Genomic DNA, 13,984 nt, shown 5'->3' on the forward strand with positions numbered 1-13,984 from the left:
GACTTCCCTGCAAGGGAGTGAGGCTGCCATGTCGCAAGCGACGGATCTGTTCGTCATCGGCGGTGGGATCAACGGCACGGGCATCGCCCGGGACGCCGCCGGGCGGGGCCTTTCCGTGCGGCTGGCGGAACAGGGCGACCTGGCCGGGGCGACCAGCAGCGCATCCACCAAGCTGTTCCACGGCGGGCTGCGATACCTGGAGTTCCTGGAACTGCGCCTGGTGCGGGAATCGCTGCGCGAACGCGAGGTGCTGCTGCGGGCGATGCCGCATATCGCCTGGCCGATGCGCTTTGTCCTGCCGCTGGACCCGCAGATGCGCTTTGCCGGGGGGACGCCGGTGTCGCGGCTGCTGTCGGTCGCGATGCCCTGGGCGCGCGGCCACCGTCCCGATCTGGTGATCCGCGCGGGGCTGTTCCTGTACGACCATCTGGGCGCGCGGGAAATCCTGCCGGGCACCTCCTCGCTGGATTTGCGCCATGCGCCCGAGGGCGTGCCGTTGCAGGACCGGCTGGTGCGGGCCTTTGAATATTCCGATGCCTGGGTGGACGACGCGCGGCTGGTGGTGCTGAACGCGCGGGACGCGGCGGCGCGCGGGGCCGACATCATCGTCGGCGCCCGCGTGACCGAGGCCCGGCGCGAGGGAGAGGGCTGGACGATCCGTCTGGCCGACGGGCGCAGCTTCCGCGCGCGCGTCCTGGTGAATGCGGCGGGGCCGTGGGTGGGACAGGTGATCCGCGACGTGGCGCATCTTCCGTCCACCGAAGGGGTGCGGCTGGTGCGCGGCAGCCATATCGTGACACGCAAGCTGTTCGATCATCCGAAATCCTATTTCCTGCAAGGCCAGGACGGGCGGATCGTCTTTGCCATTCCCTATGAAGGCGACTTCACCCTGATCGGCACGACCGACGTGGACCATGACGGCCCGCCCGGGGCCGCCATCTGCACGCCCGGGGAAGTCGATTACCTGTGCCGCTTCGTATCAGACTATTTCAGGACGCCCGTGACGCCCGCCGACGTGGTCTGGACCTATTCGGGGGTCAGGCCGCTTTACGACGACGGCTCGTCCTCGGCCACGGCGGCGACGCGGGATTACGTGCTGTCGCTGGACGCGGACGGCCCGCCCTGCCTGCACGTCTTCGGCGGCAAGATCACCACCTACCGCCGCCTGGCCGAGGCCGCGCTGGCAAAGCTGGCCCCGCATCTGCCCCATGCGGGCGCGGCCTGGACGGCGGGCGCCCCCCTGCCCGGCGGCGACTTTCCCGTGGACGGGGCGGGGGCGCTGGCGGATGCGCTGATGCGCGACCATCCCTTCCTGACCCCCGGCTGGGCCAACCGGCTGATCCGCGCCTATGGGACCGAGGCCGCGCAGGTGCTGGACGGCGCCCGGACCGCCGCCGACCTGGGCCGCGACTTCGGCGCGACGTTGACCGAAGCCGAAGTCCGCTGGATGATCGGGCGCGAATGGGCGCAGGACGCCGAAAGCGTGCTGTGGCGCCGCTCCAAGCTGGGCCTGCGGCTGACGCCCGAACAGGCCGCGGCGGTCGAGGATTACATCGCAAGCGAAAGGGTCGCCGCATGACGCTGGAGCTTCGGGGCGTTTCCAAGGAGGTCGCCGGCCAGGTCTGGATCCACCCCGCCGACCTGACGCTTGCGCCGGGCAGCATGAACGTCCTGCTGGGGCCGACCCTGTCGGGCAAGACCACGCTGATGCGGCTGATGGCGGGGCTGGACCAGCCCAGCGCCGGGCAGGTCCTGTGGCAGGGCCGGGACGTGACCGGCCAGCGCGTGCAGGACCGGGGGGTGGCGATGGTCTATCAGCAGTTCATCAACTATCCATCCATGACCGTTTACGACAACATCGCCTCGCCCCTGCGGCTGCAACGCGTGGCGCGGGCCGAGATCGACGCCCGCGTGCGCCGGACGGCCGAGATGATGCGCCTGACGCCCATGCTGCACCGCCGCCCGCTGGAACTGTCGGGCGGCCAGCAGCAGCGCACCGCCCTGGCGCGTGCGCTGGTCAAGGGCGCGGGCCTGGTGCTGCTGGACGAGCCGCTGGCGAACCTCGACTACAAGCTGCGCGAGGAGTTGCGCGCCGAAATCCCCCGCATCTTCGAGGCCTCGGGCGCGATCTTCGTTTATGCCACGACCGAACCCGAGGAGGCGCTGCTGCTGGGCGGCAACACCGCGACCCTGTGGGAAGGCCGCGTGACGCAGTTCGGCCCGACGCCGCAGGTTTACCGCGCGCCGCAGGATGCCGTGACCGCGCGCGTCTTCAGCGACCCGCCGATGAATTTCAAGCGCATCGCGGTGGCGGGGGGCGAGGCGGCTTTGGACGATGCCCGCTGGCCGGTGGATGTGGCTGACGGCCCCTACACCGCCGGTTTCCGCGCGCCCCATCTGACGCTGGAGCCCACTCCGCAGGCCATCCCCCTGCCCGCCCGGCTTGACGCGACCGAGATCACCGGGGCCGAGACCTTCCTGCACCTGTCCCATGGCCAGGACCGCTGGGTCGGGCTGGTGCCTGGGGTGCGCCGACTGCCGCAGGGTCCGGTGACGGTGTGGCTGGATCCGGCGCATGTCTATCTGTTCGACCAGGGCGGCAGGCTTGCCCGCGCCGCCCCCTATGCACGGGCGGCGTGAATGGCGCGGATCACCCTGGACAACCTGGCCCACAGTTACAGCCCCGCGCTGAAGGGCGATGCCGACTGGGCGCTGAAGCCGATGTCGCTGACCTGGCGCGACGGGGGCGCCTATGCGCTGCTGGGATCGTCCGGCTGCGGCAAGACCACGCTGCTGAACATCATCTCGGGGCTGCTGCACCCCTCGCGCGGGCGGGTGCTGTTCGGCGACCGCGACGTGACGGACCTGCCCACGGCGGACCGCAACATCGCGCAGGTGTTCCAGTTCCCGGTCGTCTACGACACCATGACCGTCCGCCAGAACCTCGCCTTTCCGCTGAAGAACCGGGGCCTTCCGGCGGCGCAGATCGCCGCGCGTGTGGATGCGGTGGCGCGCATGATCGGCATGACCGACACGCTGGACCGCCGCGCGCGCGGCCTGACGGCGGATGCCAAGCAGAAGATCAGCCTGGGCCGCGGCATGGTCCGCCAGGACGTGAACGCGATCCTCTTCGATGAACCCCTGACCGTGATCGACCCGCAGATGAAATGGGAGCTTCGCACCCAATTGAAGGCCCTGCACCGCGAGTTCGGCCATACGATGATCTATGTCACCCATGACCAGACCGAGGCCCTGACCTTCGCCGACGAGGTCGTCGTCATGTCCGAGGGCCGTGTCGTGCAGGCGGGCACCCCGCAATCGCTGTTCGACAGCCCGGCGCATACCTTCGTGGGCTATTTCATCGGCTCGCCCGGCATGAACCTGCTGGACGCGCGGGTCGAGGGCGCGACCGCCTATGTCGCCGGAACCACGATCCCCCTCGGCGCCCCCTATGCCCCGCCCAAGGGCCGCGTGCAGATCGGCATCCGACCCAACGCCGTGCGCCCCGCACCCGAGGGCCTGCCCTTCCGCCTGATCCGTGCCGAGGACGTGGGCCACCACCGCATCCTGCGCGGCGAGGTCGCGGGCGCGCCCTTCAACCTTGTCGTCCCCGAGGACCAGCCGATCCCCGCCGGTTTCGACCGCGTGGCCCTGGACCCCGCCCGCATCGGCGTCTTCGTGGACGACTGGCGCATCGAGCCGCTGGAAAGGGCCGCGTGATGGACAAGCCCGTCAACAACCGCGCCTGGCTGCTGGTCCTGCCGGTGCTGGTGCTGGTCGCCTTTTCCGCCGTGATCCCGCTGATGACGGTGGTGAACTATTCCGTGCAGGACACTTTCGGGAACAACCAGTTCTTCTGGAACGGCCTTGGCTGGTTCCAGGAGGTGCTGGAGTCGGACCGCATCCATGCCGCCCTGGGTCGGCAACTGCTGTTCTCGGCCATCATCCTGGCCATCGAGATCCCCCTGGGCATCTTCATCGCGCTGAACATGCCCAAGCGCGGCTTCTGGGCGAGCCTCGTGCTGGTGCTGATGGCCCTGCCCCTGCTGATCCCGTGGAACGTGGTCGGCACCATCTGGCAGGTCTTCGGGCGCGTGGACATCGGGTTGCTGGGGCATACGCTGGCGGCGATGGGCATCGACTACAACTATGTCAACGACCCGCTGGACGCCTGGGCCACGATCATCGTCATGGACGTGTGGCACTGGACCAGCCTCGTCGCGCTGCTCTGCTATGCGGGCCTGCAGTCGATCCCCGACGCCTATTACCAGGCCGCCCGCATCGACCAGGCGAGCCGCTGGGGCGTCTTCCGTTATATCGAGCTGCCCAAGATGGCGGGCGTGCTGCTGATCGCGGTCTTGCTGCGCTTCATGGACAGCTTCATGATCTACACCGAGCCTTTCGTCGTCACCGGCGGCGGCCCCGGCAACGCCACCACCTTCCTGTCCATCGACCTGGTGAAGATGGCGATCGGACAGTTCGACCTTGGCCCGGCGGCGGCCTTCAGCCTGATCTACTTCCTGGTGATCCTGCTGATCTCCTGGGTGTTCTACACCGTCATGACCGCGCAAAGGGAAACGCCATGACGCGCGCCTCCCGTGGCTCGGCCATCGTGATGACCCTGTATTTGCTGTTCCTGCTGGTGCCGATCTACTGGCTGGTGAACATGAGCCTGAAGACCAACGCCGAGATCACCGGCACCTTCAGCCTCTGGCCCCGGACGCCCACGCTGGCCAACTATCGCGTGATCCTGACGGATCCCAGCTGGTACATGGGCTATGTCAACAGCCTGATCTATGTGGTGATGAACACGGCCTTGTCGCTGGCCGTGGCGCTGCCCGCGGCCTATGCCTTCAGCCGATACCGCTTCCTGGGCGACAAGCACCTGTTCTTCTGGCTGCTGACGAACCGCATGGCGCCGCCTGCCGTCTTCGCCCTGCCCTTCTTTCAGCTTTATTCCGCCGTGGGCCTCTTCGACACTCATATCGCCGTGGCCTTGGCGCACTGCCTGTTCAACGTGCCCTTGGCGGTCTGGATCCTCGAAGGCTTCATGTCCGGCGTCCCGCGCGAGATCGACGAGACGGCCTATATCGACGGCTATTCCTTCCCCCGCTTCTTCACCCGCATCTTCATGCCCCTGATCGCCAGCGGCATCGGCGTCGCGGCCTTCTTCTGCTTCATGTTCAGTTGGGTCGAACTGCTGCTGAGCCGCACGCTGACATCGGTGAACGCTAAGCCCATCGCGGCGACCATGACCCGCACGGTCAGCGCCTCGGGCCTCGACTGGGGCGTGCTGGCGGCGGCGGGGGTGCTGACGATCCTGCCGGGCGCCTTGGTCATCTGGTTCGTGCGGAACTACATCGCCAAGGGCTTTGCCCTGGGGAGGGTGTGATGCGCCGGTCCGTCAACTCGGGCTTTGCCGCCGCCGCCCTGCTGATGGGGGGCGTCCTGGCCTGGCTGGTCATGCTGGTTCCCGCCAAGGACGGCGTGCGCGAATGGACCGGCAGCCTCAATCCCGGCGGCTGGATGGCCTGGACCTTTCCGACCGCGCTGTTCTTCTGGGTGATCGCGGCGCTGCTGCTGGTCTTTACCTGGGCCGCCATCCGGTCCCCCGAGACACCCCGCAAGGGGCTGTTGCGGATCTGGACCACGCGGGGCGACCGGCTGTTCATCAGCCTGCTCGGCTCGGCCTTTATCAACCTCGCCTGGCTGGGATTCGGAGGAACCCCGGCCTGGGGAGGATTGATCCTGTCACTGATCTACGCCGCGGCGGTGTTCCGCTGGGTGTGAAAACCGGGCCGCAAAAGGCCCATCCTGGGGAGGAGACGACATGAGACTGCACCTGACGACCGCCATGGCGCTTGCGCTGATGGCAACCGGCGCGCAGGCCGGGATCGAGGAGGCGAAGGCCTTCCTCGATGCCGAGATCGGCGACATGTCCAGCCTGGACCGCGCGGGGCAAGAGGCCGAGATGCAATGGTTCATCGACGCCGCCCAACCCTTCGCGGGGATGGAGATCAAGGTGGTGTCGGAAACCATCACCACCCATGAATACGAATCCAAGACCCTCGCCCCCGCCTTCACGGCCATCACCGGGATCAAGGTCACCCATGACCTGATCGGCGAAGGCGACGTGGTGGAAAAGCTGCAGACGCAGATGCAGTCGGGCGAGAATATCTATGACGCCTATGTCAACGACAGCGACCTGATCGGCACCCACTGGCGCTATCAGCAGGCCCGCAACCTGACCGACTGGATGGCGAATGCCGGGAAGGACGTGACCAACCCGAACCTCGACATCGACGACTTCATCGGCAAGTCCTTCACCACCGCGCCGGACGGGAACCTCTATCAACTGCCCGACCAGCAGTTCGCCAACCTCTACTGGTTCCGCAAGGACTGGTTCGACGACCCGAAGAACCAGGAGGAGTTCAAGGCCAAATACGGCTATGACCTGGGCGTGCCCGTCACCTGGTCGGCCTATGAGGACATCGCCGAGTTCTTCACCGGCCGCGAGATCGACGGCAAGAAGGTCTATGGCCACATGGACTATGGCAAGAAGGACCCCTCGCTTGGCTGGCGCTTCACCGACGCCTGGCTGTCCATGGCCGGAAACGGCGACAAGGGCATTCCCAACGGCAAGCCCGTGGACGAATGGGGCATCCGCGTGGATGAGAACAGCCGCCCTGTCGGCAGCTGCGTGGCGCGCGGGGGCGACACCAACGGCCCGGCGGCGGTCTATGCGATCCAGAAATACCTCGACTGGATGGCCAAATACGCCCCCCCGGCCGCGCAGGGCATGACCTTCAGCGAAAGCGGCCCGGTCCCCAGCCAAGGCGAGGTCGCCCAGCAGATGTTCACCTATACCGCCTTCACCGCCGATTTCGTCAAGGAAGGCCTGCCCGTAGTGAACGAGGACGGCACGCCCAAGTGGCGCTTCGCCCCCTCGCCCCACGGCGCCTATTGGCAGGACGGCATGAAGCTGGGCTATCAGGACGCGGGGTCCTGGACGCTGCTGAAATCGACGCCTGACGACCGCGCCAAGGCCGCCTGGCTTTACGCGCAGTTCGTGACCTCGAAGACGGTGGACGTGAAGAAAAGCCATGTCGGCCTGACCTTCATCCGCCAGTCCACGCTGGACCACCAATCCTTCACCGACCGCGCCCCCAAGCTGGGCGGCCTGATCGAGTTCTACCGCAGCCCCGCCCGCCTGCAATGGTCGCCCACGGGCACCAACGTGCCGGATTATCCCAAGCTCGCGCAGCTGTGGTGGCAGGCCATCGGCGACGCGGCATCCGGCGCCAAGACCGCGCAAGAGGCGATGGACAGCCTGTGCGCGGAACAGGAAAAGGTGCTGGAGCGGCTGGAACGCGCGGGCGTCCAAGGCGACATCGGCCCGAAGATGGCCGAGGAGCATGACCTGGAATGGTGGAACACCTACGCCAAGGAACACGGCAGCCTCGCCCCCCAGCTGAAGCTGGAAAACGAGGATCCGCAGCCCGAAACCATCAGCTATGACGAACTGGTGAAAAGCTGGCAGCAATAGCATGATCGCGATCGGGGAACCCGGGCCGCCGGGTTCCCCTGCAAGGCACCGCCCGCTGCCTGCATTCTGCGGGTGCCGTTGCGGCATAACCCTGCGGCACCCTTGCAGCTTCACGTCCCTCACGCGAATATCCCTGCATTCCGGCCCGGGTTAACCCTTTGACCTTGGGGCGATTCCGGCAAGACGCGCGATCAGGACAGACAGATGAACATCGAAAGGCCCGCCTATACCTGGCTGCCTGCCACCAACAGCCAGGTCGCGCGGCAGATCGCCTGCCGCGACTGGCAGGCCTCAGGCCTGGGGCCGCTTGACGGCTGGCCGGTGTCCCTGCGCGCCATCCTGTCGGCCATGCTGACCTGCCCGACGCCGATGTACATGGCCTGGGGGCCGGATCTGGTGTCCTTCTACAACGACGCCTACCGGCCGATCCTGGGTTACAGGGAACCCCATGCGCTTGGCTGCCCGTTCCGCGACCTGTGGGCCAGCATCTGGGACGAGATCGCGCCCCTGGTCGACGGTTGCCTGCGCGGCGAAAGCCAGCGGATGGTGGACATGCGCCTTGACCTCAGCCGCCAAGGCGAGCCCGAGGAAAGCTACTGGACCTTCACCTATTCGCCGGTCTTCGACGACGCCGGGCGCATCTGCGGCCTGCTGTGCGTCACGAACGAAACAACGGCCCGCATCCTGGCCGAACGCGCGCGCGCCGAGGCCGCCGAACGGCTGGACCTGGCCATGTCGGCGGGCAACAGCGTCGGCATCTGGGATTGGGACGTGGCCCGGGACCGCGTCACCTCGGACAAGCGTTTCGCCACGCTCTACGGCGTGGACGAGGCTGTCGCCGAAGCCGGTGCCCCGATCGAGTCGTTCTTCAAGGGCATCCATCCCGACGACCGCGCCCGGGTGCAAGCCGAGGTGGCCCAAACGATCCGCACCGTCGGGGCCTTCAGTTCGGAATACCGCCTGCTGCGCCCGGACGGAACGGTGTCCTGGGTCTCGGCCCAGGGGCGCTGCATTCCCGGCCCCGACGGGCGCTGCATCCGCCTGCCCGGCGTCAGCTATGACATCACCGCCCTGAAGGAAGCCGAGTTGAAGCTGCGCGCCGCCGCAGAGGAACGCGAGTTCGTGCTGGAACAGATCGCCCACCAGCGGATGCTGACCGACCCGCGCGAAATCCTGCACAGTTCCTCCGAGGCCTTGGGCAGGCGGCTTGGGGTGAACCGCGTCGGCTTTTATCGCCTGACGGGACCGGACAGCATCTGCCACGAGGCGTCCTGGACCGACGGCACGCTGAAGCCGCTGATCGGGATGCAGGCCACGAATTACTATGGCGACCATGCCGATACCGAACGCCGCGCGGGCCGCGCGCTGGTCTTCGGCGACAGCCGCAGCGATGCGGAAGGCCAGCTTGCGCCCTATGCCGGCGACGGCGTGCTGGCGGGGATCTGCGTGCCGCTGCTGACCGACGGACGCTGGGCGGCGGGCATCTATCTGCACCAGGCCGCCGTGCGCAACTGGACCGAGCCCGAGATCACCCTGGCCAAGGAAATCGTCCAGCAGACCTGGCTGGCAATGGAACGGGCCGAGGCGCTGCGCAGCCTCAACCGCCGGGTCGAGGAGCAGGAGGCCGCCCTTGCCCAGCGGGAAATCGTCCTGCGCGAGGAGTTCGAGCGCCGCGAGGCCGCCGAACGCCAGCTGCGCCAGTTGCAGAAGATGGAGGCCGTGGGCCAGCTGACCGGCGGCATCGCGCATGACTTCAACAACATGCTGGCCGTGGTCATCAGCGGGCTGAACCTGACGCAGCGCCAGCTTGCACGGGGCAACAGCGATGTCGGCCCTTATATTGAGGGGGCGCTGGAAGGCGCCAACCGCGCCGCGGCCCTGACGCAGCGGCTGTTGTCCTTTTCCCGCCAGCAGCCGCTGGAACCGGCGGTGGTCGATGCCAACGGCTTGCTGACCGGGCTGTCGGACATGCTGTCGCGGTCGCTGGGGGAAACGGTGGTGCTGGATGCGCAGTTGCAGCCGGATCTGTGGGCCATCAAGGTTGACCGGAACCAGCTGGAAAACGCCATCGTCAACCTGGCCGTCAACGCCCGCGACGCGATGCCCGATGGCGGGCGGGTGGTGCTGCAAACGGCCAATGCCCACCTGGACGGCGGCCAGGCCCGCGACCTGGGGATCGAGCCGGGCGATCATGTCCGCATCCGCGTCGCGGACACCGGCGCGGGCATGACGCCCGAGGTTCTGTCCAAGGCCTTCGACCCCTTCTTCACCACCAAGCCGACGGGCCGGGGAACCGGGCTTGGCCTCAGCCAGGTCTACGGCTTCATCCGCCAGTCGGGCGGGCATGTCTCGATCAGGTCGCAGGTCGGACAGGGCACCATCGTCGACCTGTATCTGCCCCGCTGCCTTGAAGGCGCCGCGCCGGTGCCTGGCGATCAGGCGGCAGACGCCCCACCGGGCCGCCCCGAGGACGTGATCCTGGTGGTCGAGGACGAGGACCGCGTGCGCGGCTTCACCGTCTCGGCGCTGCAAGACCTGGGATACACGGTGCTGGAGGCGGGTTCGGGCGCTGCCGCCCTGGCCCTGCTGGAGGCGCGGGGGGACATCCGGCTGCTGTTCACCGACGTGGTCATGCCGCAGATGACCGGCCCGCAACTGGTCGAACAGGCCCGGGCGATGCGCCCCGACCTGACGGTCCTTTACACCAGCGGCTATACCGGCAAGTCGCTGGAAACCGCCGACCGGGTCAGGGCTGGCGGAAACTTCCTGCCCAAGCCCTTCAGCTTCGACCAGCTAGCGCGCAAGATCCACGAAGCCCTGGCCCGGCAGGCGGCGGTCTAGCGCCCCCGCCTGGACCGCTTGTTGCCGCCGCGCTGCCCCGCCCGGCCCGCCGTGGACCGCCCCGAGGCCTTCACGGCTTCCTCGGCCGCTTCCTCGATCACGGACTGGCGCGCCAGGGGATCGTCGGCCACCGCCAGTTCCACGGCCTCCAGGCGCTTCACCTCGTCGCGCAGGCGGGCGGCTTCCTCGAATTCCAGGTTCTCGGCGGCCTTGCGCATCTGCGCACGCAGGGCGTCCAGATGGGCCTGAAGGTTCGACCCGATCATCGGGCGGTCCACCTTGGTGGTGATCCGCGACTGGTCGGTATCGCCCTGCCACAGGCCCGCCAGCACGTCTTCCACGTTCTTGCGGACGGTCTGGGGCGTGATGCCGTGGGCCTCGTTATAGGCCATCTGCTTCTGCCGGCGGCGTTCGGTTTCCGCCATGGCGCGTTCCATGCTGCCGGTGATGTGGTCGGCATACATGATGACGCGGCCCTCGGCGTTGCGCGCCGCGCGTCCGATGGTCTGGATCAGCGAGGTTTCCGACCGCAGGAAGCCTTCCTTGTCCGCATCCAGGATCGCCACAAGCCCGCATTCGGGAATGTCCAGCCCTTCGCGCAGCAAGTTGATGCCCACCAGCACGTCGAAGGCGCCAAGGCGCAGGTCGCGCAGGATCTCGATCCGCTCGATCGTGTCGATGTCGCTGTGCATGTAGCGGATGCGGATGCCCTGTTCGTGGAAATACTCGGTCAGATCCTCGGCCATGCGCTTGGTGAGCGTCGTGACCAGCGTGCGCAGGCCTGCCGCGCTGACCTTGCGGATTTCGTCCAGCAGGTCGTCCACCTGCATCTCGACCGGGCGGATCTCGATCTGCGGATCCAGAAGGCCGGTGGGGCGGATGATCTGTTCGGTGAAGACGCCGCCGGTCTGGTCCAGTTCCCACTGCGCGGGGGTGGCCGAGACGAAGACCGACTGCGGGCGCATGGCGTCCCATTCCTCGAACTTGAGGGGGCGGTTGTCCATGCAGCTTGGCAGGCGGAAGCCGTGTTCGGCCAGGGTGAACTTGCGCCGGAAGTCGCCGCGATACATGCCGCCGATCTGCGGCACGCTGACATGGGATTCGTCGGCAAAGACGATGGCGTTGTCCGGGATGAACTCGAACAGCGTGGGGGGCGGCTCGCCCGGCGCGCGGCCGGTCAGATAGCGGGAATAGTTCTCGATCCCGTTGCAGACGCCGGTGGCCTCCAGCATCTCCAGGTCGAAATTGGTGCGCTGTTCCAGCCGCTGGGCTTCCAGCAGCTTGCCTTCGTCCACAAGCTGCTTCAACCGCCCCTGCAATTCCGCCTTGATGCCCTTGATCGCCTGCTGCAACGTCGGGCGCGGCGTCACATAATGGCTGTTGGCATAGATGCGGATCTGGCGGAAGTTGTCGGTCTTTTGCCCGGTCAGCGGGTCGAATTCGGTGATCGCCTCAAGCTCGTTCCCGAAGAAGTCAAAGCGCCAGGCGCGGTCCTCAAGGTGGGCGGGCCAGACCTCGACCACGTCGCCCTTGACCCGGAACCCGCCCCGCTGGAAGGCCGCGTCCAGGCGGCGGTATTGCTGGGCCACAAGCTGGGCGATGAATTCCCGCTGGTCATAGCTGTCGCCCACCACCATGTCCTGGGTCATGGCCGAATAGGTCTCGACCGAGCCGATGCCGTAGATGCAGCTGACCGAGGCCACGATGATCACGTCGTCGCGTTCCAGCAGCGCGCGGGTGGCCGAATGGCGCATCCGGTCGATGGCCTCGTTGATCTGGGATTCCTTCTCGATATAGGTGTCGCTGCGCGGAACGTAGGCTTCCGGCTGATAGTAGTCATAGTAGCTGACGAAATATTCCACCGCATTGTCGGGGAAGAAGCCCTTGAATTCGCCGTAAAGCTGGGCGGCCAGCGTCTTGTTGGGCGCCAGGATGATGGCGGGGCGCTGCGTCGCCTCGATCACCTTGGCCATGGTGAAGGTCTTGCCCGTGCCGGTCGCGCCCAGCAACACCTGGTCGCGTTCGCCCGCCTGCACGCCCTGGGCCAGTTCGACAATGGCCGTCGGCTGGTCGCCCGCCGGTTCGAAGTCGGTTTTCAGGACGAAACGCCGCCCGCCTTCCAGCTTGGGGCGGGTGACTTCGATCGGACGCGCGACCGGCGCGTTGGTGTTGTTGTGACCCATGGGCGACCCTTGTGCGGCAGAGCCTTAAGGTGTGTCGCCGCGCGCGAAAGTCAACCGGGGCTGCTGACGGAACGCGGCAGCAGAAGGGGGCTGTCTGCCCCCTTCTTGGCCTGCGGCCAATTCATCCCCCGAGGATATTTGGTTGAAGAAGAAGCGCCTACCGCTTGAACCGCGTCGGCTGCAGTTCCGCCCAGCCTTGGCCGCCGTCCATCTCCTCGGCCAGGATTTCCGCCGTGACCGGACCCAGGGTGAAGCCCTGGTGGCCGTGGCCGAAATGCGCCCAAAGGTTCGATTGGTCGGGCACGCGGCCGATCACCGGCAGCATGTCGGGGATGCAGGGGCGGCGGCCGGTCCAGGGTTCGGCCTCGACCGGGGAACCAATGTCGAACAGTTCGCGCGCGGCCTTTTCGCCGTGCTTCAGTTGCGGCGGCGTCAGGCGCGGGTGGCTGGTCAGTTCGGCGGCGGTGGCGATCCGCAGGCCCCGGCGCATCGGTGACAGCACGACCGAATTGCCGAAGTCGGCGATGGGATGGTTCGGCGGCGTTTCCATGCGGTAATGGCGGTGATAGCCGCGCTTGAACACCATCGGCACGGTCAGCCCAAAGCGTTGCAGCAGCATCGGCGACCAGGGGCCAAGCGCCACGACGGCATGTTCGGCGGTCTCATCGCCGACGCGCCAGCCATTGCCCGCGCGGTGCAGGTCGCCCGCATCGGCGTTGACGATCCGCCCGCCACGCTTTTCAAACAAGCCTGCATAGGCGGCGACCAGGCCGCCCGGATCGGAACAGGCCCAGGCATCCGACCAATGGGTCGCGCCCTCGACCTCGATCTTGATGGCCGGTTCCAGCGCGCGCAGCGCGCGGCCGTCCATCAGCTTGGCCTCGACCCCGAATTCGTCCAGGAACCGCTTGGCGGTGATGCGCGCCTTTTCCATGCGGGCGGGGGTGCGATGCACCTCGATATAGCCGTCGCGGCTGATGATGTTGTCGGCGCCCGCCGCCTGAACCAGGGGCGCGTGGCGTTCGGTCGATTGACGGATCAGCTTGCCCCAGGTCAGCGTGGCCCGGCGGTGGCCTGCGGGCAGAGAGTTGATGGCATAGGTCCAGACCGCGTTCAGTTGCGACATCAGGCCCGGCAGGTTCCATTTCACGTCATAGCCGCGCCCCATGGCGATCTGGATCAGCGCGGCGGGGGCCAGCGGCATGGCATAGGGTTCCACCGCCTCGGTCTGGATCAGGCCGGCATTGCCATAGCTGGTTTCCCGCCCCGGCACGCCGCGTTCGATGATCGTGACCTGATGCCCGCGCGCCTGAAGGGCAAGCCCGGTCGAAACCCCGACCATTCCCGCACCCAAGACCAAAATCTCTGCCATGTCCGCACCTTGACCTGTGTTTCGGTCAGGGATGCAGACATT

The 13,984-nt window shown here is 67.1% G+C and carries 10 protein-coding genes; 8 read left to right on the forward strand and 2 right to left on the reverse strand.

Translation table 11 applies throughout. The annotated features are described in order from the left end of the window. Positions 1-28 precede the first annotated feature (28 nt). The 8 genes from glpD to JX613_RS01090 all read left to right on the forward strand — a co-directional run bounded on the left by glpD (position 29) and on the right by JX613_RS01090 (position 10,387). A complete protein-coding gene (gene glpD / locus JX613_RS01055) occupies positions 29-1,579 on the forward strand; it encodes a glycerol-3-phosphate dehydrogenase (protein ID WP_207099587.1) in 1,551 nt (516 codons plus the stop codon). Further along, a complete protein-coding gene (locus tag JX613_RS01060) occupies positions 1,576-2,640 on the forward strand; it encodes an ABC transporter ATP-binding protein (protein ID WP_207099588.1) in 1,065 nt (354 codons plus the stop codon). Before glpD ends, JX613_RS01060 begins: the two co-directional genes overlap by 4 nt. Beyond that, the gene (locus JX613_RS01065) at positions 2,641-3,720 is read left to right on the forward strand and encodes an ABC transporter ATP-binding protein (RefSeq protein ID WP_207099589.1); all 1,080 of its coding nucleotides are present in this window, start codon (positions 2,641-2,643) and stop codon (positions 3,718-3,720) included. Continuing rightward, positions 3,720-4,586: a carbohydrate ABC transporter permease gene (locus JX613_RS01070; RefSeq protein WP_207099590.1), complete on the forward strand. Its 867-nt coding sequence runs from the start codon at positions 3,720-3,722 to the stop codon at positions 4,584-4,586. The genes JX613_RS01065 and JX613_RS01070 overlap by 1 nt, the downstream gene beginning before the upstream one ends. Continuing rightward, entirely contained in the window at positions 4,583-5,392 is an 810-nt protein-coding gene (locus tag JX613_RS01075) for a carbohydrate ABC transporter permease (RefSeq protein WP_207099591.1), read from the forward strand. The genes JX613_RS01070 and JX613_RS01075 overlap by 4 nt, the downstream gene beginning before the upstream one ends. After that, positions 5,392-5,790, forward strand: a complete 399-nt coding sequence (locus JX613_RS01080) for a DUF2160 domain-containing protein (RefSeq protein WP_207099592.1) — start codon at positions 5,392-5,394, stop codon at positions 5,788-5,790. The genes JX613_RS01075 and JX613_RS01080 overlap by 1 nt, the downstream gene beginning before the upstream one ends. Before the next feature lie 40 nt (positions 5,791-5,830). Beyond that, complete coding sequence (locus tag JX613_RS01085) at positions 5,831-7,546, forward strand: ABC transporter substrate-binding protein (RefSeq protein ID WP_207099593.1); 1,716 nt, start codon at positions 5,831-5,833, stop codon at positions 7,544-7,546. Positions 7,547-7,750: 204 nt separating this feature from the next. Further along, entirely contained in the window at positions 7,751-10,387 is a 2,637-nt protein-coding gene (locus JX613_RS01090; RefSeq protein ID WP_207099594.1) for an ATP-binding protein, read from the forward strand. On the opposite strand, the gene uvrB is transcribed toward JX613_RS01090, so the two are convergent. Next, entirely contained in the window at positions 10,384-12,570 is a 2,187-nt protein-coding gene (uvrB, locus tag JX613_RS01095) for an excinuclease ABC subunit UvrB (RefSeq protein ID WP_207099595.1), read from the reverse strand. The genes JX613_RS01090 and uvrB overlap by 4 nt on opposite strands. A 157-nt stretch (positions 12,571-12,727) precedes the next feature. Then, the gene (locus tag JX613_RS01100; protein ID WP_207099596.1) at positions 12,728-13,942 is read right to left on the reverse strand and encodes an NAD(P)/FAD-dependent oxidoreductase; all 1,215 of its coding nucleotides are present in this window, start codon (positions 13,940-13,942) and stop codon (positions 12,728-12,730) included. Positions 13,943-13,984 lie beyond the last annotated feature (42 nt).

Origin of the sequence: Paracoccus shandongensis, from assembly GCF_017315735.1 — a bacterium.
Taxonomy (GTDB): domain Bacteria; phylum Pseudomonadota; class Alphaproteobacteria; order Rhodobacterales; family Rhodobacteraceae; genus Paracoccus; species Paracoccus shandongensis.